The organism is Roseovarius sp. MMSF_3350 (assembly GCF_030733425.1).
Classification (GTDB): Bacteria; Pseudomonadota; Alphaproteobacteria; order Rhodobacterales; family Rhodobacteraceae; genus Roseovarius.
Genome location: NZ_JASHIZ010000011.1, coordinates 110,035 through 135,461, shown reverse-complemented (window position 1 = coordinate 135,461; position 25,427 = coordinate 110,035). Strand labels below are relative to the sequence as shown.

Genomic DNA, 25,427 nt, shown 5'->3' with positions numbered 1-25,427 from the left:
CTCCCTCAGATCAATTCTTCCAGCTGCCGCGCCGCTTCGCGCAGGCGGGGCAGGTATTCCTCCAGGTCCGGAAGATTCCGCCGCTGGATCGGCGAATGCAGCGACAGCGTCGTCACAAGCCGGTTCTGATCGTCGCGGATCGGCACTGCAACCGCCGTCATGTCATCCATGAACTCCTCGTTGTCGGTCGAGTAGTTCCGCTCACGGATCCGCGCCAGCTCGGCCATCAACGCCTCCGGATCGGTCAGCGATCGCTCGGTCCGCCGCGGCATCTCCAGGTTCTGCAACAGCCGCGCCAGCTTGTCGGTGCGCAGCGACGACAGGTACATCTTGCCGCTGGCGGTGCAGTTGAACGGCACCTGCGTGCCCACCGGCAGCTGGATGCGCAGCGGCCAATGCGTCTCGACCCGGTCCAGGTACACCATCCCGTAGCGCCCGGGTGCTGCCAGGTTGCAGGTCTCGCCCACATCCTCGGCCAGCGCCTTCATGATCATCAGCCGCTCGGTGCGGATACGCTGCGACGACAGCGTATTGATCGACAGCGTCCGCAGCCGCTTGCCCGGCCCGAACGACCGCCCGTCCACATCCCTTTGCAGGTACCCTTCCGCCTCTGCCGTCGCCAGCAGCCGATGCACCGTCGGCTTCGGCAACCCAAGGGCCGCCACCAGCGTCGACGGCGCCACCGGCACGCCCGCCTTCGCCACTTCCTCCAACAGCACCAGCAAGCGCAGGTTGGTGGGGATCAGGTACTTTCCGTCCTTTGACTGGTCGTCGGGCATGACACGTCTTTCCTACCTGTTCGGCAACAGCGCCAGGGCCAGGTCGGGCACCAGCGAAACAAGAACCCAGACGCTGATCAAGGCAACGAGATACGGTACAGTATACTTCAGCAGCCTGAAGTATGGCACCCCCGTCACCCCCGACGCCACATAGAGGTTGAGCCCGTAAGGCGGCGTGATGAACCCGATGGATGCCCCCACCAGGAAGATCACCGAGAAATGCACCGGGTCGACACCCACGCCCGCGGCAATCGGCGCAAGAATAGGCGCAAGGATGATCGTGACCGGCAGCGATTCCAGGATCATGCCCGAAAAGAACACGATCAGCATCGCGGTGAACAGCACCGGATAGTAGCCCCCCATCGAGGTCAGGAAATCGCCGATCACCTCCTGCGCGCCCAGCAGTGACAGGATCTGCTGCATCACCACCGAGATGGCAATCAGCGGCGCCAGGATGCCCGTGATCTGCGCCGAGCGCATGACGATGCCCGGGATCTCGGGGATGGTGAAACCTTCCACCACCAGCATAGACAGGTACGATTTCTCGTTCCACGGCTTCGTCCCGTCCAGCCGGAACATGCGGCTCACCACCCAGCTCAGCAGGCCCGCGATGATGCAGAACCCCACCGTCACGCCCGCCGCCTCGGTCGGGGAAAACTTGCCGGTATAGATGCCCCACAGCACCAGCCCGATGGCAAAGAACCCCAGCCAGGCCCCGAACGCGGTTTTCAGAACCCGGTTCAGTTGCAGCGGGATCAGATACCCCCAGCCGTTCATCCGGCAGATGATCCAGCAGGCGAATTGCATGCCGATGACCATCAGCGCCCCGGGCAGGATGCCGGCCACGAACAGGTCCGAGATCGGCAGGTTCATCAGGAACCCGTAGACGATGAAGATGATCGAGGGCGGGATGATGATCCCCACCGTGCCGCCCGCAGCCGCCGTGGCAGCTGAAAAGCGCTCGTCATAGCCGCCCTTCACCATTTCGGGATGCAGCATCGAGCCTATGGTCGCCGTCGTGGCCGAGTTCGACCCCGAAATGGCCGCGAACAGCCCGCACGCCCCAAGGCTCGCCATGGCCAAGCCACCGCGCAACCAGCCCAGACAGGCATAGGCGAAATCGGACAATCGTCGCGCGATCCCCGACTTGTTGATCAAATCCCCCGTCAGGATGAACAGAGGCATCGCCAACAGAGCGAACCCCTTGTTGAACACGTTCAGCAGTTCCGCGCCCAGGTTGTCCAGCGTCAGGTCCAGCACGAAACTGCACCCGATCACCCAGTAGGCGATCACCAGGAACACTGGCACGCCCAGGATGAACAGGAACGTCACGCCCAGTGAAATCAGCGTAATGAGGGTCCCGTCGGTCATCACACATCCCCCCCGATCACGGCCTGCTTGATCAGCGGCCGCCCCGAGCGCCAGTTGGAAATATCCTCGAACAGGTTCTGGAACGTCCGCGCCGCCATCAGCAGGAACGCGATCGGCGCGGTGATCAGGAACCACCACTGCAAAGTGTTGTCCGTGCCCAGCACGATCTGGAAATTCGACGCCGACAGCGCGGTGGCCCGCGCGGTGGTGACCATCACGATCACCGAAAAGGCGAACCACAGCACCGCGTCCAACATCAGGCAGGCGAACTGCCCCGCGCGCGGCATCCGGCTGCGGAATTCGGAAAAGCTCAGATGGGTGCGCAGGGCCACATTATAGGTCGCCCCGAACCAGGCCATGATCATGAACAGCAAGGGCGGGATCGTCGTCGACCACGGCAGCTGGCTGGAAAAGACGAAGCGGTCGATCACGCCCCAGAAGATGATCAGCGCCACCGCCAAGTAGGCCACCACCATGATCGTGCGCTCCAGGTGCCGCTCGACGAAGGGCAGCGCGCGGTACATCGCCGCCAGCGCCAGCCCGCCCACCAGCGCAACGACCGTGCCCAGGTACCATGCGGCATTCGATTGCAGCGATTCCCGAATCATCCAGGCGTCATTCGAGGCGACGGCCGAAAAAATCTCTCCCACGTCGGTCATGATCGACATGGCATCCTCCCGTTGTCGTTGCGCCGGCGTGCGCCGCCGGTCTCGGACTGGTTGCTGCCGGCCCCACCACGGGGGCCGGCACCATGATGTCTAAGGAAGCGTCAGCCTTTCCACCAGCGCCGCGGCTCGACATTCTCGGCCAGCGCCACGTCATGCTCGCGCACGGTGTCATAGATCTCCTGGTAGGTGTCGATGCCACCGGCCCAGCTGTTCAGCCGCTCGCGCCACTGTTCCCACAGCTGCGGCTGGAACTCGGGAGAGCACATTTCCTCGGCCTTCCTGATCTCCTCCTCCGGCAACGCCGCGACCCGCACGTTGTTCTGTGCGAATATCGTATCGGGCCCCTGGTGCGGATGGCTGAAGCCCACCGTGTTGACCAGCGCGGCCTCGTTCGCCGCCTGCACGTAGGATTGCGCGTAATAGGCCGATTCCATCACCGCGTCCTGCAACGCGCCGTCCAGGCTGTCGAAGACCGATGCGCTCATCGCCGTGTGCTCTGTCCCGCAGAAGAACTTGAGGTCCACGCACTGGCTGACCACCGGCGACATGTTGGCATAAGCCACCGCCGAGGCCCAGGTCTCCGCCCCGTCGATCAAGCCCTGCTTCAGACCATCGAGCGTCTCTTCCCACGCGATCGGCACCGGATTGAGGTTCAGCGCGTTCATCGCGATCCGGCCCAGCTGCGTGCCGGTCACGCGGTTCTTGGTGCCGAACAGCTCCTCCAGCTTGGTCACCGTCGGCTTGTCTTCCCACGACAGGCCCAGCTGGATGCCACGCAGCTCCGCATGGCTGAACAGGAACTTCAGCCCGTGGCGTTTTTCCAGCGGGTCGCGCAGGATTTCCACGCTCTTGGGATGATACAGGAAATAATACTGATCCGCCCGGCTGCGGAACATGTAGGCATAATCCAGCACGTTCAGGTAAGGCGCACCCCCGGCCGAGTTCTGGGTCGAGGCCGCGAACATGTCGGTGATGCCCTGCTGGGTTTTCTCGACACAGCTCAGCTGGTTGCAGATCTGGTTATTCCCGATGAACTCGATCCGGATCTCCCCGTCCGTCCGCGCCTCCAGGTCGCGGGCAAAGTCCAGCACGCCCGCCCGTTCGATCAGCAGGTTCTGCGGGTTGAACCCCGCCGCGCCCAACTTCAGCGTGTGCTTCGCCTCTTTCGAGAATCGCTTCTCATAGGTCGATTCCGCCGCACGCGCCAGGTTCGCCGCCGTCATTGCACCCCCAAACGCGCCCGCCGCCATGAGCGTCGAACTCATGCCGTAAGTCCCCGCAATCTTGAAAAAATCCCGGCGCGAAACGCCCTTCACTCGGTCATAAATTGCCATTTAATCCTCCCATTTTGACAACTTTTGAGACGTATCGTTTCAAAAAACACTAGAATAGCTTTCCCGTTCTGCATAGGGTTTTTTTAAGAAGCGGGAGGAAAACTGGTGGATACCGATTACGTGATCGTCGGCGCGGGCTCTGCGGGCTGCGTCGTGGCCAACCGGCTCAGCAAGAACCCCAATGTGCGCGTCACCCTGCTCGAGGCGGGTCCGCCCGACCGCAATCCGTGGATTCACATCCCCGTCGGCTACTTCAAGACCATGCACAATCCCACCGTCGACTGGTGCTACAAGACCGAGCCCGACCCCGGCCTCAACGGCCGCGCCATCGACTGGCCGCGCGGCAAGGTTCTAGGCGGGTCCTCCTCGCTCAACGGGCTTCTCTACGTCCGCGGCCAGCCGCAGGATTACGACCGCTGGCGCCAGATGGGCAACGCGGGCTGGGGCTGGGACGACGTGCTGCCCCTCTTCAAGCGGGCCGAGAACAACGAGCGCGGCGCGGATGCCTGGCACGGCGACGCGGGCCCCCTGTCGGTCTCCAACATGCGCATCCAGCGCCCCATCTGCGACGCCTGGGTCGCCGCCGCCCAGACGGCGGGCTATCCGTTCAACCCCGATTACAACGGCGCCGAGCAAGAGGGCGTGGGCTATTTCCAGCTCACCACCCGCAACGGCCGCCGGTGCAGCGCGGCAGTTGCCTATCTCAAGCCCATCCGCGACCGCAGGAACCTGAACATCGTCACCCACGCCCAGGTCACCCGCGTGCTCTTCGACGGCAAGCGCGCGACCGGTGTCGAATACCGCGACAAGGGCGGCCAGCTTCAGACCATCGGCGCCAACCGCGAGGTCATCCTGTCGGGCGGCGCCATCAACAGCCCGCAGATCCTGATGCTGTCGGGCCTCGGCGACCCCGAGCACCTCAAGGAGAACGGCATCACCCCACGCCAGGCCCTGCCCGGCGTGGGTCGCAATCTGCAGGACCACTTGCAGGCGCGCCTTGTCTTCAAGTGCAACGAACCCACGCTGAATGACGAGGTGCGCAGCCTCGCCTCGCAGGCCCGCATCGCGCTCAAATACGCGCTCTTCCGCGCCGGCCCGATGACCATGGCCGCCAGCCTCGCCACCGGCTTCCTGAAAACCCGCCCCGATGTCGAAACTCCCGACATCCAGTTCCACGTCCAGCCTTGGTCCGCCGACAGCCCCGGCACCGGCGTGCATCCCTTCTCGGCCTTCACCATGTCGGTCTGCCAGTTGCGCCCCGAAAGCCGCGGCGAGATCGGCCTTAACGGCCCCGACCCCAGGACCTATCCCAGGATTCACCCTAAGTACCTGTCGACCGATCTCGACTGCCGCACCCTTACCGAAGGCGTCAAGATTGCCCGCCGCATCGCCCGCCACGCGCCGCTCTCCACCAAGATCGCCGAAGAGTTCCGGCCAACTGCCGACCTCGACATGAACGACGACGCGGCCACGCTCGACTGGGCCCGCAACAACTCGGTCTCGATCTACCACCCGACGGGCACCTGCAAGATGGGCGACGACGCGAACGCCGTGGTCGACGCCCGCCTGCGCGTGCACGGGGTTTCGGGGCTGCGCGTGGCCGATTGCTCGATCATGCCGGAAATCGTCTCGGGCAACACCAACGCCCCCGCCATCATGATCGGCGAGAAATGCGCCGACCTCGTGCTGGAGGACGCGTAATCCCCGCGTGGGGTGGGTGAAAACCCACCTTTGGTGGGTGAAAAAACCACGACCCCTCGTCGCCATCCCGAACCGAACCGGGGCCTCTCTGCCAACCGGCGCCCCGTCCCGGACTTGATCCGGGACCTCAACCTGCAGGTGTCCCAAAACCCACGCCGTCCGGAAAACCCCACCGCCGCGCCACCCGATTGAAAGACGCCGGCCCGGACCTATGATAACGCATTGACATGGCACGCTCGAAATCCCGTCTGGACTACTGGCGCGAGACCCGCCCGCTCGACATCCTGCGCGATATCGGCAGCTTCTTCTATTTTGCCATGCGCCGCTTCGTGAACGACGGCCTCATTCTTGCGGCGGGCGCGCTCACCTATTCCACCCTGCTCGCCCTCGTGCCGCTCCTGGTGATCGCCTTCGCCGTGCTCTCGGGCTTTCCCGCCTTCGACCCCGTGAAGATCCGCATGCAGGAAATGTTCTTCGGCATCCTCATCCCCGAGGTCGGCTCGGACGTGCGCACCTACATCTCGGATTTCACCAGCAACGCCAGCGAGCTGACCGTCGCGGGCATCATTGCCCTGCCGGTCACCGCCGTCCTGCTGCTGTCCACGATCGAGGCCACGCTCAACAGCATCTGGCGCGTCGCCCGGCCCCGGCCCTTGATGGTCCGCCTGCTGACGTTCTGGGCGGTGCTGACCATGGGCCCGCTGCTGATCGGGGCCAGCTTCACGCTCACCACAGACGTGATGCGCCCGCTTCAGGACTGGGCCAAGGACACCGGCTACCTTCCCGCGCTCAACCTGCGCTCGGACTGGCCGCGCGAGGCGCTGGCGCTGATCAACACCACCATCGTCTTCACCCTGCTCTACTGCGTCGTGCCCGCCGTGCAGGTCAAGGTGCGCAACGCCCTGATCGGCGGCGTCTTCGCCGCCATCGCCTTTCAGCTCCTGCAATGGGGCTTCAACACGTTCGTCACCTCCTCGGCGACCTATTCCACGATCTACGGGGCCGTCGCGGTCTTTCCGATCTTCCTGATCTGGGTCTACTCGTCCTGGACGGTGATCATCCTCGGGGCGGTGCTCACCGCGTCCTTCCCCGACTGGTGGCGGCGGCGCGACATGCTATCGGGCACCCCCCTCACCCCGGCCGAGACGCTGCAAGTCGCCGTCGCGCTCCTCGCCGCGCTGGTCCGGCTGGCGCCGAAAGGCCAATCGCTCAGCCAGGACGAACTGGCAGAATCCGTGCCGCTGCTGTCCCGCGACGCCACGCTCGAAGCCCTGCTCGAGGCCAACTACATCGTCGAGACCGAGGACGGCCGGCTGTGCCTTTCGCGCGATCTGCACCGGGTTACCATAGCCGAACTCGCCCGCGACATCGGCCTCAGCCTGGGGCGCACCCGCGATCTCGCCGATCGACCTGCGCTGGAGAACGTGGCCGACACGACCGGAACGCTGCCCGAGCTGCTGATCCGCCTGCGCGAGGCCGAGGACAATATCCTGAACCGATCCATTGCCTCCGTCATCGCGGGCCGCGACCCCGAACCCGAGGAAACCTCCGGCGCGATCAAACTTTACTGAGGCGTAGGGTGGGGTTCCACCCCACCGTCCCGGCCCCGGTCCGGGACATCGCCCCCCAAATCGCCCCTATCCCTTGGGCTGCTTCACCTTCATCCGCTCCATGTCCTCGGTGATGGGAATGAACTCGTCCGTATCCCCCGGCGGCAGCCTGAACGGCCCTCCGTCCCAGTCCGCGGCCTTCCACGCCGCCTTGGCCGCCTCGATCTTCTCCACGTCCGAGGACACGAAGTTCCACCAGATATATCTTGGCCCGTTGAAGGTTTCCCCGCCCAGCGCCATCACCCGCGCGCCTTGCGGTCCAGCCTTGACGCTCATCCGGTCGCCCGGTCGGAACACCATCATCCGGCCCGCCTCGAACACCTCGCCCGCGATCTCCACGCTGCCTTGCGTGACATACAGCCCCCGGTCCTCGTGATCGTCGGGCAGGGGAAAGCTTGCCCCCGGCGCCAGCACCGCATCGGCATAGAAGATCTCCGATTGCATCGTCACCGGGCTTCTCTCGCCCCAGCCCGTCCCCAGGATCAGGCGCACCTCCGCCCCGCTATCGTTCAGGAACGGCAGCGCCGCTTCCTTGTGATGCTCGAACTCCGGCGCCATGTCCTCGCGGTCCTCGGGCAAGGCAATCCACGTCTGTATCCCGAACAGTTTGTGCCGCGTGCCCCGCGTCTCTTCGCTCGTGCGTTCCGAGTGGGTCACGCCCTGCCCCGCCAGCATCCAGTTCACCTCGCCGGGATAGATCATCTGGTGCGTGCCCAGGCTGTCGCGATGCTCGAACTCGCCCTGATAGAGATACGTCACCGTCCCCAAGCCGATATGCGGATGCGGCCGCACGTCGATACCGCCTTCGGTGATGAACTCCGCCGGCCCCATCTGGTCGAAAAAGATGAATGGGCCGACCATCTGCCGCTCGGGGCTCGGCAGCGCGCGCCGCACCTCGAAGCCCCCCAGATCCCGCGCCCGCGGGATGATCAGCGTCTCTATACCGTCAAATCCCCCGGCATCGGGACACTCGGGGTTCTGCGTCGGGTTCCAGCTCATCTCGCTCTCCTTGTTTCGCTCAGGTCAAAAGACGCGCCAGCGCCTGCAATTCTTCGGGCCGTATCTCGTGCCCGCCCTCATGGATCACCGTCTCGACCTCCGCGCCCTGCGCCGCCAGCCATTCGATGAGTCGCGCGCTCAGCGGCCACGGACAGATCGGATCCTGCCGTCCCGCCGTGACAAGCACGTGTCGCCCTGCCAAGCCCGCGACCGGCTCCGGCTCCCACGGGATCAGCGGATGCAGCAGCCCCACCCGGTCAAACAACTCCGGCCGCGCCATCATCACCGAGGCCAGTATATTCGCCCCGTTGGAATAGCCAAAGCCATACGTGTCCACGCCCGGATGCGCCGCCTTCTGCGCCTCGATGTACCGCACCATCGCTTGCGTGCGCCGCGCCAGGTCGTCCATGTCATAGACCCCCTCGCCCGTGCGCCGGAAAAACCGCGCCGCGCCGTGCTCCGACACGTCTCCCCGGGGCGAGACGATGCCCGCCCCGGGGTTGACCTGCCGCACAAGGTCAAAGAACTGCGTCTCGTCCCCGCCCGTGCCGTGAAAGGCAAAGATCAGCGGCGCGCCGGCGTCCGGCGCCCGCGTCTTGGCATGGTAAAGGTCCAGCGCCATCGCCCTACTCCACCAGCTTCGGCAGATGCGCCTCGATCTTGGCGCGGTGCGGCTCGTAGCGGTCCGGCAGTTGCAGCGCCGAGCCGAGGTTCGCCGTATCCTCGTCCCGGTCGAACCCGGGTTCGTTGGTGGCCACCTCGAACAGCACACCGCCCGGCGTGCGGAAATAGATCGCCCAGAAATAGTCGCGGTCGATCACCGGCGTCACGTCGTACCCTGTGTCCACCAGCCGCTTGCGCACCTCCAGCTGCGTCGCCCGGTCCTCGACCGAGAACGCGATGTGATGCACCGATCCCGCACCTTGACGGGCCGCCTTGGCACTGGGCGCCGCCTGCAGGTCGATCGTGTCGGCGGCATTGCCGCCCTCGACCACGTACCGCGTCAGGTCGCCTTGGGTGTCCATCTTCTGATACCCCATGAAGCGCAACAGCTCGCCGGTCGCATCCGCATCCCGCAGCGCAAACCGGGCCCCGTGAAAGCCCAGGATCGCGGCACTTTCCGGCACATCCGCCCCGGTCCAGGGCGTGCGCCCGCGCACATCCGTCTCGACCAGCGCGAACCCGTCGCCGTCCGGCCCGTCAAACCCCAGCCGCTTCTCGCCAAAGGCGGTGTCCTCCACCAGCCCGGTCACGCCCGCCGCCGCCAGCCGGTCTTTCCAATAGCCCAGCGCGCCATGCGGCACCGCGAATTCGGTCACGCCCACTTCGCCCACGCCCCGCGTGCCGCGCGGCATCTGGCCAAAGGGGAAGGTCGTCATCACCGCCCCCGGCGTGCCGACCTCGTCGCCGAAGTACAGGTGATACACCTCCGGCGCGTCGAAATTCACCGTGATCTTCACCCGGCGCAAACCCAGCACCTTGGTAAAGAACGCGTTATTCTCATTGGCATCGCCCGCCATCGACGTGACGTGGTGCAGGCCCTTGATCTCGGTAATCATGATACAGCCCTTTCGGTTGATCCTTCGTTACCGTGCAATCTGGAGCAAAGAGCCACTCAGGAGAATAGCAACAAACTTGCATATACTATTGCATATGGTGCAATAATTGCCCCATGCAGGATATCAAGCCCATCCGCGTCTTCCTCGAAGTGGCCGAGCGCCGCAGCTTTGCCGCCGCCGCCCGTGCGCTCGACATGACGCCCTCCAGCGTCACACGGATCATCGCGAAGCTCGAAGACAGCTTCGGCCAGCAGCTTCTCCTGCGCACCACCCGAAAGGTCTCCCTCACCGATGCCGGCGCCGTGGTGGCCGCCCGCTATCGTCCCCTGCTGACCGAGCTGGACGCCACAACCGACGCGCTGATGCACGCGGCCCATCCCGACCAGGGCCGCCTGCGGCTCAACGCGCCCATGTCGCTGGGCCTGCGCCTGATGCCGGGCCTTATCGCCGCCTTCCGCGACGCCTACCCAAGGATCGACCTCGGCGTCACCCTGACCGACCGCTTCGTCGACATCATCGAAGACCCTTACGACCTTTCGATCCGCATCTCCGGCCCGCCATCCGACAAATCCACCATCTGGCGCAAGATCTGCGAGGTGCCGCGCCACGCCGTCGCCGCCCCGTCCCTCTTTGCCGACACCGCGCCCCCCGCCGATCCTGCCGACCTGCTCCGCGAGCTGTGCTTGTCCCACAGCGCCACCGGCACGCCCGAGACGTGGGAGTTCACCCGCGACCAGGCCCAGCGCAGCGTCCAGGCAGGCAGCAGCCTGATCACCAACAATGGCGATCTGCTCTACCAGATGGCCCGCCACGGCCAGGGAATCACCGTATTGCCCGATTTCCTCGTGGCCGACGGGCTGGCCTCGGGCGAGGTCACGATCCTGATGCCCGACTGGCAGGTCACGCCCCTCTGGCTCACGCTTTTCTACCCGCCCTACGAGGCGTTTCCCCCGCTGGTGGCCACCTTCACCACCTTCTTCGAGGATTACATCCGCCGCACCGCGCCGGTCTTCTTTCGTTTCACCTGAACCGGCCTTGCACAAAAATCCAGCAGTTCCCGCCTCTTAGCATAACGCGCTCACCGGGCTGCAAACCACTATCTTGCCAGCTTCGCGCCTGCCTGCTTCTATGAAATGCCGGAGGTGAACATGCCATCAGACCCTTTCTTCGACGAAATGTGGGGCACCGAGAAGACCCTGCGCGACCCCTATGCGACGTTCCACCAATGGTTCGACGCCGAGGACCCCTCCCGCCTGCGCGCCAAGCAGAGAGAGTGCGAGGACCTCTTCCGCCTCACCGGCATCACCTTCAACGTCTATGGCCGCGCCGAGGCCGAGGAACGGCTGATCCCCTTCGACATCATCCCCCGCATCCTGTCGGGCAACGAATTCTTCAAGCTGTCGCGCGGCATCGAACAGCGCGTGCGCGCGATCAACGCCTTCCTGCACGACATCTATCACAAGCAGGAAATCGTGAAGGCCGGGCGCCTGCCCGCCGAGATGATCGCCCGCAACGACGCCTTCCTGCCCCACATGATCGGGGTCGAACCCCCGGGCGGCGTCTATACCCATATCGTCGGTATCGACATCGTGCGCACCGGCCCGGGCGAATTCTTCGTGCTCGAGGACAATGCCCGCACCCCTTCGGGCGTCAGCTACATGCTGGAAAACCGCGAAACCATGCTCCAGATGTTCCCAGAGCTGTTTTCCCGCAACCGCGTCCAGCCGGTGCAGAACTACCCCACGAACCTGCGCCGGTCACTGGCTGCCTGCGCGCCCGCGGGCACCAAGGACGCGCCCGTCGTGGCCGTGCTGACCCCCGGCATCTACAACTCCGCCTATTTCGAGCACGCCTTCCTGGCCGATCAGATGGGCGTCGAACTGGTCGAGGGCCATGACCTGCGCGTGGTCGACGGCCGTGTCGCCATGCGCACGACCTGTGGCTACAAACCCATCGATGTGCTCTACCGCCGCGTCGATGACGACTTCCTCGATCCGCTCAATTTCAATCCCGACAGCCAGCTTGGCGTCGCGGGCATCATGGATGTCTACCGCGCCGGCGGCATCACCATCGCCAACGCGCCCGGCACGGGCATCGCCGACGACAAGGCGATCTATTCCTACATGCCCGAGATCGTCGAGTTCTACACCGGCGAGCAGCCGCTTCTGCCCAATGTCCCCACCTGGCGCTGTTCCGAGGCGGACGATCTGGCCTACGTCCGCGAACACCTCGCCGAACTGGTTGTCAAAGAGGTCCACGGCTCCGGCGGCTACGGCATGCTCGTGGGGCCCGCCGCCTCGAAAAAGGAAATCGCCGACTTCGCCCGGAAACTCGACGCCCGGCCCTCGAACTACATCGCCCAGCCCACGCTCAGCCTGTCGACGGTGCCCACCTTCACCGCCAAGGGTCTCAGCCCCCGGCATGTCGACCTGCGCCCCTTCGTGCTGGTCAACCCGAACGGCATCCAGGTCACGCCGGGCGGGCTGACGCGCGTGGCGCTCAAGAAAGGCTCGCTGGTGGTGAACTCGTCGCAGGGCGGCGGCACCAAGGACACCTGGGTGCTGGAGGACTGACGCGATGCTCGGCAAAACCGCAAACGGCCTCTTCTGGCTCTTCCGTTACCTCGAACGGGCCGAGAATACCGCCCGCCTGATAGAGACCGGCCAGCGCATCGCGCTGACCCGCATGGGCGACAGCGCGGCGGAATGGCGCTCGGTCCTGCAATCCGCCGGCGTCTGGCCCGCTTTCGAGGCGGCCAAGGGCGAGGTCACCAAGGAGGCCGCGATCAACTGGCTTCTGCGCGACCGGGGCAACAGCTCGTCGGTCTATTCCTGCATCTGCTCCGCGCGGCAGAACGCCCGGCTCGTGCGCACCGCGCTGACCGGCGACATGTGGGAGGCGATCAACAGCGCCTACATGAACGCCCAGGATAACCTTTCCCGCCAGGTGGCCGAGCGCGACCTGCCCGGCTGCCTGCGCACCCTGCGTCAGAACACCTCGCTGGTGCGCGGCATGACCCACGGCACCATGCTGCGCGGCGAACGCTACGATTTCGCCCGGCTGGGCACCTTCCTCGAACGCGCCGACAACACCGCACGCATTCTCGACGTGAAATACTACGTCCTGCTGCCCACGGCCCGCGCGGTGGGCTCGGCGCTGGATAACGTGCAATGGGAAACCATCCTGCGCTCGGTCGCGGCGCGCGGCGGATTCCGCATGGAATACGGCGCCGATTCCGGCCCCCGCGACATCACCCATTTCCTCATCCTCGACCAGCGCCTGCCCCGCAGCCTCGCCTTCTGCGCCGCCCAGCTTCAGGAAAACCTGCGCAGCCTCAATGCCGGCAACGCGCATCCCTCCGACGCCATGAGGAAGCTCGACTATATCAACCGCAAATACCTCGCCCACGAGGTCGACGCGATCTTCGAATACGGCCTGCACGAATACATCACCGAGATCATCGCCCTTCTCGCCGACCTCGCGCAGGAAATCGAACGCGAGTACCGCTTCTATGAGTGACCCCATGCACCTGCACATCAAGCACACCACGCGTTACAGCTTTTCCGGCCCCGTGACCTATGGCCTGCAACAATTGCGCAAGACGCCCAAGACCACGCGCGCCCAGCAGGTTCTGAACTGGACCACCAGCATCGAGAACGGCCGCAAGGAGGCGGACTTCACCGACCATCACAACAACGCCGTCGAACTCGTCAGCTTCGACCGCGACACCACCGAACTGACCGTCACCAGCCAGGGCGAAGTGGTGCTCGAGGATGTCAGCGGTGTCCTGGGCCGGCACCTCGGCCCCGCGCCGCTCTGGCTCTATGAACAGGCCACCAGGCGGACCGAGGCCAAATCCGGCGCCCGCGCCCTCATCCGCAAGGTCGACGCGCCCGACCCGCTCGACCGCCTGCACGCGCTCAGCCAGACGATCCGCGACAGCGTCGCCTTTCAGGTCGGCGCGTCGGAGCCCAGCTGGTCTGCCGAGGACGCGATCACCCACGGCAAGGGCGTCTGCCAGGACCACACCCACATCTTTCTCGCCTGCGCCCGCGCCATGGGCTTTCCCGCCCGCTACGTCTCGGGCTACCTGATGCTCGACGACCGCACCGCGCAGGAGGCGATGCACGCCTGGGCCGAGGCGCATGTCGACGCGCTGGGCTGGGTCGGCTTTGACATATCCAACGGAATTTCCCCCGACACACGCTACGTCCGCGTTGCAACGGGCCTCGATTACGCGGATGCTGCGCCCATCACAGGCACCAGAATCGGCGGCCCCGAGGAACGTCTCGAGGTCGAGATCGACGTCACCCAACAATAGCGAAGGACGGGCATGACATATTGCGTGGGAATGGTTCTCGACCGGGGCCTCGTTTTCATGTCAGACACCCGCACCAATGCCGGGCTCGACAACATCTCGACCTTCAAGAAATTGACAAGCTGGGAAAACCCGGGCGAACGGGTCATCACGCTGCTCTCAGCCGGCAACCTCGCCACCACGCAATCCGTGATCAGCCTGCTGGACGAACGCTCCAAGTCTCCCGGCGACCGCACGCCCTCGCTCCTGGGCGTGCCCTCGCTGTTTCAGGCCGCGCGCATGGTCGCCGATACCCTGCGCGAGGTGATCGAGCGCACGGGCGAGAGCGGCCAGCGCGCCGAAGGCACGTTCAACGCCACGATCATGCTGGGCGGCCAGATCGCCGGCAGCCCGCCGCGCCTCTTCCTGATCTACCCCGAGGGCAATTTCATCGAGGCCGGCTCCGACACGCCCTTCTTCCAGATGGGCGAAACCAAGTATGGCCGCCCCATCCTCGTGCGCGCCTTCGACCCCGCCCTGACGTTCGAGGCCGCGATGAAGCTCCTGCTCGTCAGCTTCGATTCAACGCTCAAGGCCAACCTGACCGTGGGCGCGCCCTTCGATTTCCACATCTACGAAACCGACAGCCTGACCATAGGCCAGACCGGCCGGATAGAGGCCGACAGCCCCTATTTCCATGCCGTGTCAGAGGGCTGGGGCGAGGCACTGAAGAATGCCCTCGACAGCCTGCCCGACGTCGACCTGTCGGAACTCGGCTAGCCGCCTCCCGTAGGGTGGGTGCAAACCCACCACGCGGCCAATCCGGTTGAAACCCCCCGGTATAAATGCACATTCAGGGTCAACCGACAGAAAAGGAAGATCCATATGCTGCCCGAGACGATGAAAACCGTGGAAATGCGCGAACCCGGCAAGCCCGAGGTGCTGGAGGTGGGTGAACGCCCCGTTCCCGAACCCGCGCCGTCCGAAGTGCTCATCAAGGTCACCGCCACGGGCGTCAACGGCCCCGACCTCGTCCAGCGGCGCGGGCATTACCCGCCGCCCAAGGGCGCGTCCGACCTGCTGGGCCTCGAAGTCTCCGGCGAGGTCGCGGCCCTTGGCGACAACGTCTCGGGCTGGGCCGTGGGCGACGCGATCTGCGGCCTGACCAATGGCGGCGGCTATGCCGAGTACGTGGCGGTCGACGCCACCCACTGTCTGCCCATCCCGGCGGGCATGGATGCAACCGACGCGGCGGGCCTTTGCGAAACTTATTTCACCGTCTGGTCCAATCTCTTTCTCGACAGGCCCCCTGCCCCCAATGACCTGCTGCTCGTCCATGGCGGCGCCGGCGGCATCGGCTCCACCGCCATCCAGCTGGGCCGGGCGCTGGATTGCCGTGTCTTCACCACATGCACCGGCAAGGATGACATCGACTATGTCACCAACCTCGGCGCCGAACGCGCCATCGACTTCAAGACCGAGGATTTCGTCCCCATCGTGCGCGAGGCCGGCGGCGCGAACCTGATCCTCGACATCATCGGCGGCGATTACGTGGCCCGCAACATCAAGGCCGCCCATGCCGACGCCCGCATCGTGCAGCTGGCGTTCAACGGCGGCTCGAAGATGGAAATCGATCTGATGCCGGTAATGCTCAAGCGCCTCGTCTATACCGGCTCGACCCTCCGCTCGCGCCCCGACACGTTCAAGACCCGCGTGGCGCAGGACCTTCTTGAAAAGGTCTGGCCGCTGCTGGCCGAGGGCACGGTCGGCACCTACACGCACAAGGTCTTCCCCTTCGAGGAGGCGACGGCCGCCCACGAGCTGATGGAATCTGCCACCCATCGCGGCAAGATCCTGCTCCGTCCGTAACCTGCCCGACGTGCCGTCTCCTCCGACAAGACTTTTCTGAAAAGTCTTGGCAAAAGTCTTGTGAAGACTTTTCCGCGCGTCTTGCAACGGTCGCCCTGTTAACGCCCGAAAGGCGGGAAAATGGCACCGACGCCGTACCACTCGGATACCGACGCGATACCGACGTGCCATTGACACCAAATCCGGCGCCGTTTACCGGCCCGTGCCTTGAAAAAAAGGGCGGCGCGTGGTCCGCGCCGCCCTCGACCTCAAATCACCGTTAACCTTTCGGTGATATGCCTTGTCTTATTCGCCGGTGATCGCGCTTGCGCCGACCTTCTCGATCAGCTTTTCATGCGCGACCTTCTGGTTCTCGTGGAACGTGGCCAGGTCCTCGCCTTTCATCATCTGGTCGCAGGTCAGGCCGTCCGACTTGCAGTAAGACTGCCACTCCTCGCTGTCGAAAAGCTCCTGGAACAGGTTCGTGTACCATTCCACCGCCTCAGGATCCATGTCCGGCGGGCCGTTGACCGAGCGCTGCATGTAGTACTCGATCTCCACGCCCAGCTCCTTGGCCGTCGGCACGTCCGGGAAGGCCGGCATCCGCTCGGCTGTGAACTGCACCAGAGGCTTGGTGTTGCCCGCGCGCCAGAACTCCATCTGCTCGGCGGGGTTGTTGACGGTGCTATCTATCTGATTACCAACAAGGTTCTTGGCCACCGTACCGCCGCCCGGGAACGGAATGTAGGTCACGTCATAGCCGAATTCGGCCTCCATCATCGCGGTCAGAACGCTGTCTTCCTGGCCCGATCCAGTGCCGCCGACCTTCCAGTCGAGCCCCGCCTCGGACACCGCCGTGTTAAAGCTCTCGAGGTCGGCGATGTCCTCGCGGTCGGTGTTGACCCACAGCAGGAACGTGTCCATCGCCATCAGCGCGATCGGCGTGAACTCGGTCACATCGACGCCCAGGTCCTCCTGGATGATCGGCGTGGTGTAAAAGCTGTTCAGCGTCATCATCACCACGTGGTTATCACCCGCCTTGTCCTGCAGATAGCGCAACGCCTCGGCGCCCGATCCGCCCGGCTTGTTGATCGGGATGAACGGCCGCGGGCTCAGATCCTTCTTCTGGATGAGGCCCTGCAACAGTCGTGCGATCTGGTCCGCACCACCGCCGGTGCCGGCCATGATGATGAACTCGACAGGCTTCTGCGGTTGCCATTCCGCCAGCGCCGCGGGCGCCGTCAATGCCAGCGCAGATGCGCTCGCTACAAGTAGCTTAAAGGTGTTCATGGTTCTCCTCCCTATGGTGTTCCGGCTGGTCGCCGGCGCGCTAGCTGATCCTCCCAACCAACCCGCATTGCATACAATAGTTTTTAATTGCACGCGAAACCCGAGGCGTGAAATAAAATTACACGCCCCAGCAGCAAATAACATGTACGGCTTCATTGCAAGAAATTCTTCCGCGACACGCCGCGCGCGCGCCACCACCCGTCTGACAGAGTCGATACGGAGGTAAGAAAATGCTTTCGCGTAAATGGCCTACGAAGCAAATTTCATGCAATGCATCAAGATCTGCCCGCGGTCAGGGCAGGCCAGTACCGGCCTGCCCCTGGCATGATCCTTATTCCGCCGCAGTCCTCTGCGGGTCTCCGACCGCGCCGCTGTCGAGCACGGCCTGCAGCTCCTCGCCGTCATAGCCCAGCACGTCGCGCAGGATCTCCACCGTGTGCTCGCCCAGAAGCGGCGAACGGGTCACCTCCACCGCGCTGTCCGAAAGCTTGATCGGGCAGCCTACCGTCGCGTACTTGCCGCGCTTGGGATGATCCACATCGACGATCGTACCGGTCGCCCGCAGCCCGTCGTCCTCGATCAGCTCCTTGGTCGACAGGATCGGGCCCACGGGGATGTTCAGCGGGTTGCAGATGTCCATCACCTCGAACTTCGTCTTGGTCATGGTCCACTCCTCGATCGTGCCGAAGATCTCGTTCAGCTTGTCCAGCCGTTCAGGCGGCGTGGCATAGCCCTCGGCCGTCTTCCACTCGGGCTTGCCGATCACGTCGCAGATCTGCTCCCACACCGCGGCCTGGGTGATGAAGTAGGTGTAGGCGTTGGGGTCGTCCTCCCAGCCCTTGCACTTCAGGATCCGGCCCGGCTGGCCGCCGCCAGAGTCGTTGCCCGCGCGCGGCGTCGCCTCGCCGAAGGGGATGCCCTCGCCGTACTGGCTGTATTCCTTCAGGGGCCCCGCTTCCAGCCGCTGCTGGTCGCGCAGCTTGACGCGGCAGAGGTTCAGCACCCCGTCCTGCATCGGCGCCAGCACCTTCTGGCCGCGGCCGGTACGCTCGCGCTGGAAGAGCGCCGTCATGATGCCCAGCGCCAGGTGCAGCCCGGTGCCGCTGTCGCCGATCTGCGCGCCGGTCACCAGGGGCGGGCCGTCACGGAAGCCGGTGGTCGAGGCCGCCCCGCCGGCGCATTGCGCCACGTTCTCGTAGACCTTGCAGTTCTCGTAGTTGCCGGGGCCGAAGCCCTTGACCGAGGCCATGATGATCTTGGGGTTGATCTCCTGGATCCGCTCCCAGGAAAAGCCCATGCGATCCAGCGCGCCCGGCGCGAAGTTCTCGACCAGCACGTCGCATTCCTCGATCAGCCGGGTCAGAACCTGCTTGCCGGTCTCGTTCTTGGAATTGAGCTCGATCGAGCGCTTGTTGTGGTTGAGCATGGTGAAGTAAAGGCTGTCCGCGCCCGGCACATCCACCAGCTGTTGCCGCGTGGCGTCGCCCACGCCGGGCCGCTCCACCTTCAGAACATCCGCCCCGAACCACGCCAGAAGCTGCGTGCAGGTCGGACCGGACTGCACATGCGTGAAGTCCAGAATCTTGATGCCGTCCAATGCTTTCATCAGGTCATTCCCCCATGTTTTTCGTTATTCCTGCGCGGGTCCAGACCTCGCGCACGTGGTCGTGCAGGCGCATCGTGTGATCGCGCACACGGGCCCCGGCAAGGTCCGCATCGCGCGCCTCCAGCGCCTCGATGATTTCCATGTGATCCGCCACCGATTGCGGCACGCGGTCTTCCTCGGCCATGGACCGGCGGCGTACCGCATGCATGTGCACGAACAGGTTCTCGGCCATGCGGGACAACAGCTCGCAGCCAGAGATTTCGAGGATCTTCTGGTGGAAACGGATGTTGTCGTCGGAATACTCCGCGATGTCCGCACCGGACTTGGACACCGAGTATTTCGCCGCGATGGTCCGCAGGCCGGCGATCTGGCGGTCCGTCGCAGTGTCACACGCCAGCCGCGCGGCCATGCTTTCCAGCGCCGCCCAGGCAACGATCATCTCCAGGATATCCGACAGCGTCTTGCGCTGTACGAAAATGCCACGGCGCGGGCGTACCTCCAGCAGACCTTCCTGCTCCAGACGCACCAGAACCTCGCGCAGCGGCGTCCGGGAGACGCCCAACTGATCCGCCAGTCCACGCTCGTCCAGCCGCAGGTCGACATCGTCCGCATAGATGTCCATGTCGAGGATCGCCTCGCGCATGCGGTTATAGATGTGGTCCTTGAGCGTGACCGTCGTGTCGATCGGATTGAGTTTCATGGCAGCACACCGGTCTTTCAGTCGTTAAATGAATCGTTAAATCCGCAATCTGGTATACCACGAACCAGCCTGTTGCAACGGTAAACTTTTGTAGGTGCAGAAAAAGCGCTGTTCTGTCGCGGTGTCTCCCGGTTTCGACCGCGCCAAAAGCAAAGGGCCGGGGAAGCCCCGGCCCTTCGCGAATGATGATTGACGCGCGGGTTATTCCGCCGCCACCGCCTCTTCGACCTTTTCCACTCGCACGGCCGAGTACTTGAACTCGGGGATCTTGCCGTAGGGGTCGATTGCCGGGTTGGTCAGGATATTCGCCGCCGCCTCGACATAGGCGAACGGCATGAATACCATGTCCGGCGCAATCGCACGGTCGGCCCGTGCCATCACGTCGATCGAGCCGCGCTTGGTGGTGATCCGCACCATGCCGCCCGGCTCCACCCCCAGCTTGCGCAAGGTCGAGGGGTGCAGCGAGCAGTTGGCTTCGGGCTCCACCGCGTCCAGCACGCTGGCCCGGCGGGTCATCGATCCGGTGTGCCAGTGCTCCAGCTGCCGTCCCGTGGTCAGCACCATCGGATAGTCCGCATCCGGAAGATCGTCGGGCGGGATCACGCTGGCCGGAGTGAACCGGGCGCGTCCTTCAGGCCGCGGGAAGGCATCGCCGAACACCACGGCCTGGCCGGGGTCCTCCGGGCTGAGCGACGGGTAGGTCACTGCCTCCTTTTCCAGGCGTTCCCAGGTGATGTTGTCGAGACTGCGCATGTTGATCGCCATCTCGTTGAACACCTGCGACGGGTCGGTATAGGTCCAGTTCAGACCGCAGCGCTTGGCCAGTTCGACCTCGATCCACCAGTCCTCTTTTGCCTCGCCCGGCGGCGGCACCGCCTGGCGCAGCATCTGCACGGTCCGGTTGGTGTTCGATACCGTGCCGGATTTCTCGTAAAGGGCCGAGGCCGGCAGGATCACGTCGGCATAGTTGGCCGTTTCGGTGATGAAGATGTCTTGCACCACAAGGTGATCCAGCATCGCAAGCGCGTCGCGGGCGTGCTCCACGTCAGGGTCGCTCATCGCCGGGTTCTCGCCCAGCACGTACATCGCCTTGATCTGTCCATCATGCACCGCATCCATGATCTCGGTGACTGTCAGGCCCTTCTCGCTGCTGAAATCGCCGGATTCCCAAACCTCGGTGAACGCCTTGCGCACGCCGTCATCCGTGACCGAAAGATAGTCGGGCAGGAACATCGGGATGAGGCCCGCGTCGGACGCGCCCTGCACGTTGTTCTGGCCGCGCAGCGGGTGCAGACCCGTGCCCGGCCGCCCCACATGACCGCACATCAGCGCCAATGAGATCAGGCAGCGGGAATTATCCGTGCCGTGGATATGCTGGCTGACGCCCATTCCCCAGAAGATCATGCCGGACTGCGCCGTGGCAAACTCGCGAGCGACCTCCCGCAGGGTCTCGGCGGGGATGCCGCAGAGCTCTTCCATCTTCTCGGGCGGGAATTGCGCCAGATGCGCCTTCTCGGCCTCCCAATTCTCGGTGAAGGCCTCGATATACTGCTTGTCGTAAAGCTCTTCCTCGACGATCACATGCATGATCGCGTTCAGCATGGACACGTCCGCGCCCGGTTTGAACTGCAGCATGTGGCTGGCGAACCGCTTCATGCCAACACCGCGCGGGTCCATCACGATCAGCTTGCCACCGCGCTTGGTGAACTGCTTGAAATAGGTGGCCGCAACGGGGTGGTTCTCGATCGGGTTGGCCCCGATGATGATCGCCACGTCGGCATTCTCGATCTCGTTGAAGGTCGCGGTCACCGCGCCCGAGCCGACGTTCTCGATCAGCGCCGCAACCGACGAGGCGTGGCACAGCCGCGTGCAGTGGTCCACGTTGTTGTGACCAAAGCCCTGGCGGATGAACTTCTGGAAAAGGTACGCCTCTTCGTTGGTGCACTTCGCACTGCCGAAGCCTGCTACCTCGCGGCCCCGGCCCTTCAGGCCGTTTGCGGCGAAGTCCAGCGCCTCGTCCCAGGACGCCTCGCGGAAAAAATCCTGCCAGTTGTCGGGATCGACGTTCAGCCCCTTCGCGGGCGCATCCTCGCGCCGGATCAGCGGTTTGGTCAGGCGGTGCGAGTGGTGGATATAGTCATAGCCGAACCGGCCCTTGACGCACAGGCGGCCTTCGTTCGCGGGTCCGTTGATCCCCTCGACGTACTTCACCTTGTTGTCCTTGACCTTCATGCTGATCTGACAGCCAACGCCGCAGAAGGCGCACACGCTCTCGACCTCGCGGTCATAATCCGCACTGTCACCCACCTGCGCGTCGTCCACCACCGTGGAGGGCATCAGCGCGCCTGTCGGACAGGCCTGCACGCATTCGCCGCAGGCCACACAGGTGCTTTCGCCCATCGGGTCGTCGAAATCGAAGGTGGGAAAGCTGTCATGACCACGTCCGGCCATGCCGATCACGTCATTGACCTGAACTTCGCGGCAGGCGCGAACGCACAGGTTGCACTGAATGCAGGCATCCAGGTTGACGCTCATCGCGACGTGGCTGTCATCCAGAAGCGGCACGCGGTCCTGCTCCAGCCTGGGCAGGCGGCTTTCCGACACGCCGGCCAGCTTCGCCATGTCCCAAAAGTGGCTCGACTTGTCATGCGCCTTCTCGGGCTCGGGCTGGTCGGCCACCAGCATTTCCATCACCATCTTGCGCGCGGTCGCGGCACGGTTCGAGTTGGTCGTGACGTTCATGCCTTCGCTGGGCTCTCGAATGCACGAGGCCACGAGGTTCCGCTCGCCCTCGACCTCGACCATGCAGGCGCGGCAGTTGCCATCGGGGCGGTACCCTGGCGCGGGCTTGTGGCACAGGTGCGGGATCTTCAGACCCCGGCCATTGGCCACTTCCCATATGGTCATGCCCTTTTCGGCTTCGACTTCCTTGCCATCGAGTGTGAACTTGATCTTGTCGGTCATGTCTTACACCTCGTCCGGGAAATGTTTCATCGTCAGGCGAATGGGGTTGGGCGCCGCCTGCCCTAGGCCACAGATGGAGGCATCCACCATGGTCTGGCTCAGCTCCTCCAGCAGTGACTGGTCCCACTTGTCCGCCTGCATCAGCTTGACGGCCTTTTCGCAGCCCACGCGGCACGGCGTGCACTGGCCACAGCTTTCGTCCTCGAAGAACTTCAGCATGTTAATGGCGGCTTCCTTGGCGCTGTCCTTGTCCGACAGGATCACAACGGCAGCCGAGCCGATGAAGCTGCCATGCGGCTGCAACATGTCGAAATCCAGCGGCACGTCATCCATATGCGCGGGCAGCAGCCCCGAGGACGGACCGCCCGGCTGGTAGGCCTTCAGCGTGTGACCGTCCAGCATCCCGCCGGCGGCCTCCACGATATCCAGGATGGTCGACCCGGCGGGCAGCAAGTGCACGCCCGGGTTCTTCACCCGGCCAGAGACCGAGAAGGACCTCAGGCCCTTGCGCTCGTTCTTCTCGACGCCCGACAGGATCTCGCCGCCTTCGCGCAGAACGCGGGTCACCCAGTAGAGCGTCTCGACATTGTTCACCAGCGTCGGCTTGTTGTAGACGCCGACCTGCGCCACGAAAGGCGGGCGGTGTCGCGGCAGGCCGCGCTTGCCTTCGATCGATTCGATCATCGCGCTTTCTTCGCCGCAGATATAGGCCCCCGCGCCGCGGCGCAGTTCGATATAGCCTTCCTCGACAATGCCCGCCTCTTCCAGCGCCTTGATCTCCTTGGCGAGGATCTTGAGCACGGCGGGATATTCGTCGCGCATGTAGATGAAGCAGGTCTTCGCCTCGACCGCCCAGGCGGCGATCAGCATCCCCTCAAGGAAAAGGTGCGGCGTACGCTCCAGATAGTAACGGTCCTTGAACGTGCCGGGCTCGCCCTCGTCGCCGTTGACGGCCAGGTATCGCGGCCCGGCTTCGGCCCGCACGAAGCCCCATTTTTTGCCCGAAGGGAAACCAGCGCCGCCCAGACCGCGCAGCCCCGAATCGAGCAGGGTCTGCTGAATGGTCTCGAAATCGCCATTCTTGCGGATTTCCGCCAGCTTTTCATAGCCGCCATCGGCCTTGTAGGCCGCGAAATCTTCGTAATCGGGGATGTGCGCGTGGGTGTCATCCGCGGCGATCGCGGCCTCTACCTTTTCAACCGTCGCGTTGTCGATGTGATTGTGGCCCAGTTCCAGCACCGGGGCCGTGTCGCAGCGGCCCATGCAGGGCGCGCGCAAAACGCGGACTTCGGAAGGGTCCATGCCATCCTCCAGCGCCGCTTTAAGCTGCTGTGCCCCGGCCAGCTCGCACGAGAGCGAATCGCAGACCCGGATGGTCAGCGCAGGGGGTGGAACCTCGCCTTCCTTGATCACGTCGAAATGCGCGTAAAATGTTGCGACTTCATAGACTTCGGCCTGCGAGATGCGCATTTCCTCTGCCAGCGCGCGCAGATGCGCCGCCGAAAGGTGGCCATATTTGTCCTGAATCAGGTGCAGGTATTCTATCAGCAGGTCACGCCGCCGGGGCGCATCCCCCAGAAGGTCGCGTACTTCTTCCCAGGCCTGGTCTTCCAGCTGCCGGCCCTTGGGCGTATGCCGCCCCTTGCCCTTGCCAGATTTCCATACGCCGCTGCGATCGTCCAATGCCATGATCGGTCCTCCCGTTGCTTCCGGGATACTAAAGCATGCATTACGCAATCAAAAATCGTATGATTCAAACCCACGATAAGCAGGCCTTATTGCAGGACCTCTTTCAGGGCCTGTACCGTGCGCAGCGCCGGACCTCTGTCCGCGGTCACCAGGCTGAGCGATTTGTGCACCTCAGGCTCCACCAGCGGCAGGATGCGCACCGACCGCGGCGCACCGGTATTCTCGACCAGCACCTTGGGAACCACCGTTGCCGCCGCGCCCTGGATGGCCATCACAACCCCCGCGGTCAGGCCCGACAATTCCGCCACGACTCGCGGACGCGTGCCCACCTCCTGGAACACCGTGTCGATGATATGCCGGTTCTGCATTCCCGGCTCCAGCAGGCACAGCGGCAAGGCGCCGGCCTCCTTCCAGGTGATCTCTGTCTTGCCCTCCTCGACCATCCCGGCGGGCACCAGCAGCACGTATTGCTCGTCGTCAATCGGCGTCACGCTCAAAAAGCTGTGGATCGCGCTCTCGGAATTGGCGCTGTCGGTATAGGTTATCCCGGCATCGTAGGTGCCAGCCTCAAGCCCGTGCAGAATCGCCAGCGAGTTCATCGTCTTGACCCGCACCGTGATGCCTGGGTTTGCCTCTCGCAGCCGGATCACCGTCTTCGCCGCAAGCGCCGCAGCTGTCGGTATCGCCGCCAGCGACAGCACGCCCGTGACGTCGCCCGGCTCGGCGCTGAACTCGGTTTCCAGCCGCTTGACGTCCTCAAGGATCTGAAGCGCATGGCGCACAATGCTTTCCCCGTCCGGCGTCAGCCCCTGAAACCGATTGCCCCGGTGAACGATCTTTGTCTCCAGATGCTCTTCCAGCTTGGCGATCCGCATTGAGAATGCAGGCTGCGACACGCCGCATTCCTCGGCGGCGCGGGCAAAATGCTTCTGCCGCGCCAGCGCGGTCAGAAATTGCAGGTCTTTGAGGTCAAGCACGTGCGCTCCATCTTCGGCCGCCAATCGCGCCGGAC

At 64.3% G+C, this 25,427-nt stretch carries 21 protein-coding genes; 8 read left to right on the top strand and 13 right to left on the bottom strand.

What is annotated here, in order from left to right:
* Positions 1 to 5: 5 nt before the first annotated feature.
* The 4 genes from RBB31_RS12225 to RBB31_RS12210 form a co-directional block, all read right to left on the bottom strand.
* Positions 6 to 779 (bottom strand): IclR family transcriptional regulator, encoded by a 774-nt coding sequence (locus tag RBB31_RS12225; protein WP_306129577.1) that lies wholly within the window; start codon positions 777 to 779, stop codon positions 6 to 8.
* A 12-nt stretch (positions 780 to 791) separates the two neighbouring features.
* Positions 792 to 2,150 (bottom strand): TRAP transporter large permease, encoded by a 1,359-nt coding sequence (locus RBB31_RS12220; RefSeq protein WP_306129576.1) that lies wholly within the window; start codon positions 2,148 to 2,150, stop codon positions 792 to 794.
* Entirely contained in the window at positions 2,150 to 2,818 is a 669-nt protein-coding gene (locus RBB31_RS12215; protein WP_306129575.1) for a TRAP transporter small permease, read from the bottom strand. Before RBB31_RS12215 ends, RBB31_RS12220 begins: the two co-directional genes overlap by 1 nt.
* 101 nt (positions 2,819 to 2,919) lie before the next feature.
* On the bottom strand, positions 2,920 to 4,152 hold the full coding sequence (locus RBB31_RS12210; protein WP_306129574.1) for a TRAP transporter substrate-binding protein: 1,233 nt from the start codon (positions 4,150 to 4,152) through the stop codon (positions 2,920 to 2,922).
* Positions 4,153 to 4,257: 105 nt separating this feature from the next.
* Here RBB31_RS12210 and RBB31_RS12205 point away from each other — a divergent pair, with 105 nt between their 5' ends.
* Both RBB31_RS12205 and RBB31_RS12200 read left to right on the top strand, forming a co-directional pair.
* Complete coding sequence (locus tag RBB31_RS12205) at positions 4,258 to 5,853, top strand: GMC family oxidoreductase (protein WP_306129573.1); 1,596 nt, start codon at positions 4,258 to 4,260, stop codon at positions 5,851 to 5,853.
* 227 nt (positions 5,854 to 6,080) lie between these two features.
* Positions 6,081 to 7,424, top strand: a complete 1,344-nt coding sequence (locus RBB31_RS12200; RefSeq protein ID WP_306129572.1) for a YihY family inner membrane protein — start codon at positions 6,081 to 6,083, stop codon at positions 7,422 to 7,424.
* 66 nt (positions 7,425 to 7,490) lie between these two features.
* Here the strand turns inward: RBB31_RS12200 and RBB31_RS12195 are convergent, their stop codons facing one another.
* The 3 genes from RBB31_RS12195 to RBB31_RS12185 are packed head-to-tail and all read right to left on the bottom strand — an operon-like array spanning position 7,491 to position 10,021.
* A complete protein-coding gene (locus tag RBB31_RS12195; RefSeq protein ID WP_306129571.1) occupies positions 7,491 to 8,462 on the bottom strand; it encodes a pirin family protein in 972 nt (323 codons plus the stop codon).
* 19 nt (positions 8,463 to 8,481) lie between these two features.
* A complete protein-coding gene (locus RBB31_RS12190) occupies positions 8,482 to 9,084 on the bottom strand; it encodes an alpha/beta hydrolase (protein ID WP_306129570.1) in 603 nt (200 codons plus the stop codon).
* 4 nt (positions 9,085 to 9,088) lie between these two features.
* Positions 9,089 to 10,021: a ring-cleaving dioxygenase gene (locus RBB31_RS12185; protein ID WP_306129569.1), complete on the bottom strand. Its 933-nt coding sequence runs from the start codon at positions 10,019 to 10,021 to the stop codon at positions 9,089 to 9,091.
* A 113-nt stretch (positions 10,022 to 10,134) separates the two neighbouring features.
* Between RBB31_RS12185 and RBB31_RS12180 the strand changes: the two genes are divergently transcribed.
* From RBB31_RS12180 to RBB31_RS12155, 6 genes are all read left to right on the top strand, one after another.
* Positions 10,135 to 11,049: a LysR family transcriptional regulator gene (locus RBB31_RS12180; protein WP_306129568.1), complete on the top strand. Its 915-nt coding sequence runs from the start codon at positions 10,135 to 10,137 to the stop codon at positions 11,047 to 11,049.
* Positions 11,050 to 11,169: 120 nt separating this feature from the next.
* A complete protein-coding gene (locus RBB31_RS12175) occupies positions 11,170 to 12,594 on the top strand; it encodes a circularly permuted type 2 ATP-grasp protein (protein ID WP_306129567.1) in 1,425 nt (474 codons plus the stop codon).
* Between the two features lie 4 nt (positions 12,595 to 12,598).
* Complete coding sequence (locus tag RBB31_RS12170) at positions 12,599 to 13,540, top strand: alpha-E domain-containing protein (RefSeq protein ID WP_306129566.1); 942 nt, start codon at positions 12,599 to 12,601, stop codon at positions 13,538 to 13,540.
* Between the two features lie 4 nt (positions 13,541 to 13,544).
* Entirely contained in the window at positions 13,545 to 14,342 is a 798-nt protein-coding gene (locus tag RBB31_RS12165) for a transglutaminase family protein (protein ID WP_306129593.1), read from the top strand.
* Positions 14,343 to 14,354: 12 nt separating this feature from the next.
* The gene (locus RBB31_RS12160; protein WP_306129565.1) at positions 14,355 to 15,098 is read left to right on the top strand and encodes a proteasome-type protease; all 744 of its coding nucleotides are present in this window, start codon (positions 14,355 to 14,357) and stop codon (positions 15,096 to 15,098) included.
* 105 nt (positions 15,099 to 15,203) lie between these two features.
* Entirely contained in the window at positions 15,204 to 16,187 is a 984-nt protein-coding gene (locus RBB31_RS12155; protein WP_306129564.1) for an NAD(P)H-quinone oxidoreductase, read from the top strand.
* 285 nt (positions 16,188 to 16,472) lie between these two features.
* Here the strand turns inward: RBB31_RS12155 and RBB31_RS12150 are convergent, their stop codons facing one another.
* From RBB31_RS12150 to RBB31_RS12125, 6 genes are all read right to left on the bottom strand, one after another.
* Complete coding sequence (locus RBB31_RS12150) at positions 16,473 to 17,456, bottom strand: tripartite tricarboxylate transporter substrate binding protein (protein ID WP_306129563.1); 984 nt, start codon at positions 17,454 to 17,456, stop codon at positions 16,473 to 16,475.
* A gap of 331 nt (positions 17,457 to 17,787) precedes the next feature.
* On the bottom strand, positions 17,788 to 19,062 hold the full coding sequence (gene frc / locus RBB31_RS12145) for a formyl-CoA transferase (protein ID WP_306129562.1): 1,275 nt from the start codon (positions 19,060 to 19,062) through the stop codon (positions 17,788 to 17,790).
* A gap of 4 nt (positions 19,063 to 19,066) precedes the next feature.
* Positions 19,067 to 19,762 carry a GntR family transcriptional regulator gene (locus RBB31_RS12140; protein WP_306129561.1) on the bottom strand — a complete coding sequence of 232 codons (696 nt, stop codon included), beginning with the start codon at positions 19,760 to 19,762 and terminating at the stop codon, positions 19,067 to 19,069.
* Positions 19,763 to 19,963: 201 nt separating this feature from the next.
* Complete coding sequence (fdhF, locus tag RBB31_RS12135) at positions 19,964 to 22,726, bottom strand: formate dehydrogenase subunit alpha (RefSeq protein ID WP_306129560.1); 2,763 nt, start codon at positions 22,724 to 22,726, stop codon at positions 19,964 to 19,966.
* Between the two features lie 3 nt (positions 22,727 to 22,729).
* On the bottom strand, positions 22,730 to 24,415 hold the full coding sequence (locus tag RBB31_RS12130; RefSeq protein WP_306129559.1) for an NAD(P)H-dependent oxidoreductase subunit E: 1,686 nt from the start codon (positions 24,413 to 24,415) through the stop codon (positions 22,730 to 22,732).
* 86 nt (positions 24,416 to 24,501) lie between these two features.
* Positions 24,502 to 25,392, bottom strand: a complete 891-nt coding sequence (locus RBB31_RS12125; protein WP_306129558.1) for a LysR family transcriptional regulator — start codon at positions 25,390 to 25,392, stop codon at positions 24,502 to 24,504.
* Between the last annotated feature and the right edge of the window lie 35 nt (positions 25,393 to 25,427).

What these genes read in the sequence shown, in the direction of transcription:
- RBB31_RS12225 (WP_306129577.1), bottom strand. Translation starts at nt 779, where the DNA reads ATGCCCGACGACCAGTCAAAGGACGGAAAGTACCTGATCCCCACCAAC.
- RBB31_RS12220 (WP_306129576.1), bottom strand. Translation starts at nt 2,150, where the DNA reads ATGACCGACGGGACCCTCATTACGCTGATTTCACTGGGCGTGACGTTC.
- RBB31_RS12215 (WP_306129575.1), bottom strand. Translation starts at nt 2,818, where the DNA reads ATGTCGATCATGACCGACGTGGGAGAGATTTTTTCGGCCGTCGCCTCG.
- RBB31_RS12210 (WP_306129574.1), bottom strand. Translation starts at nt 4,152, where the DNA reads ATGGCAATTTATGACCGAGTGAAGGGCGTTTCGCGCCGGGATTTTTTC.
- RBB31_RS12200 (WP_306129572.1), top strand. Translation starts at nt 6,081, where the DNA reads ATGGCACGCTCGAAATCCCGTCTGGACTACTGGCGCGAGACCCGCCCG.
- RBB31_RS12195 (WP_306129571.1), bottom strand. Translation starts at nt 8,462, where the DNA reads ATGAGCTGGAACCCGACGCAGAACCCCGAGTGTCCCGATGCCGGGGGA.
- RBB31_RS12190 (WP_306129570.1), bottom strand. Translation starts at nt 9,084, where the DNA reads ATGGCGCTGGACCTTTACCATGCCAAGACGCGGGCGCCGGACGCCGGC.
- RBB31_RS12185 (WP_306129569.1), bottom strand. Translation starts at nt 10,021, where the DNA reads ATGATTACCGAGATCAAGGGCCTGCACCACGTCACGTCGATGGCGGGC.
- RBB31_RS12180 (WP_306129568.1), top strand. Translation starts at nt 10,135, where the DNA reads ATGCAGGATATCAAGCCCATCCGCGTCTTCCTCGAAGTGGCCGAGCGC.
- RBB31_RS12175 (WP_306129567.1), top strand. Translation starts at nt 11,170, where the DNA reads ATGCCATCAGACCCTTTCTTCGACGAAATGTGGGGCACCGAGAAGACC.
- RBB31_RS12170 (WP_306129566.1), top strand. Translation starts at nt 12,599, where the DNA reads ATGCTCGGCAAAACCGCAAACGGCCTCTTCTGGCTCTTCCGTTACCTC.
- RBB31_RS12165 (WP_306129593.1), top strand. Translation starts at nt 13,545, where the DNA reads ATGCACCTGCACATCAAGCACACCACGCGTTACAGCTTTTCCGGCCCC.
- RBB31_RS12160 (WP_306129565.1), top strand. Translation starts at nt 14,355, where the DNA reads ATGACATATTGCGTGGGAATGGTTCTCGACCGGGGCCTCGTTTTCATG.
- RBB31_RS12155 (WP_306129564.1), top strand. Translation starts at nt 15,204, where the DNA reads ATGCTGCCCGAGACGATGAAAACCGTGGAAATGCGCGAACCCGGCAAG.
- RBB31_RS12150 (WP_306129563.1), bottom strand. Translation starts at nt 17,456, where the DNA reads ATGAACACCTTTAAGCTACTTGTAGCGAGCGCATCTGCGCTGGCATTG.
- frc (WP_306129562.1), bottom strand. Translation starts at nt 19,062, where the DNA reads ATGAAAGCATTGGACGGCATCAAGATTCTGGACTTCACGCATGTGCAG.
- RBB31_RS12140 (WP_306129561.1), bottom strand. Translation starts at nt 19,762, where the DNA reads ATGAAACTCAATCCGATCGACACGACGGTCACGCTCAAGGACCACATC.
- fdhF (WP_306129560.1), bottom strand. Translation starts at nt 22,726, where the DNA reads ATGACCGACAAGATCAAGTTCACACTCGATGGCAAGGAAGTCGAAGCC.
- RBB31_RS12130 (WP_306129559.1), bottom strand. Translation starts at nt 24,415, where the DNA reads ATGGCATTGGACGATCGCAGCGGCGTATGGAAATCTGGCAAGGGCAAG.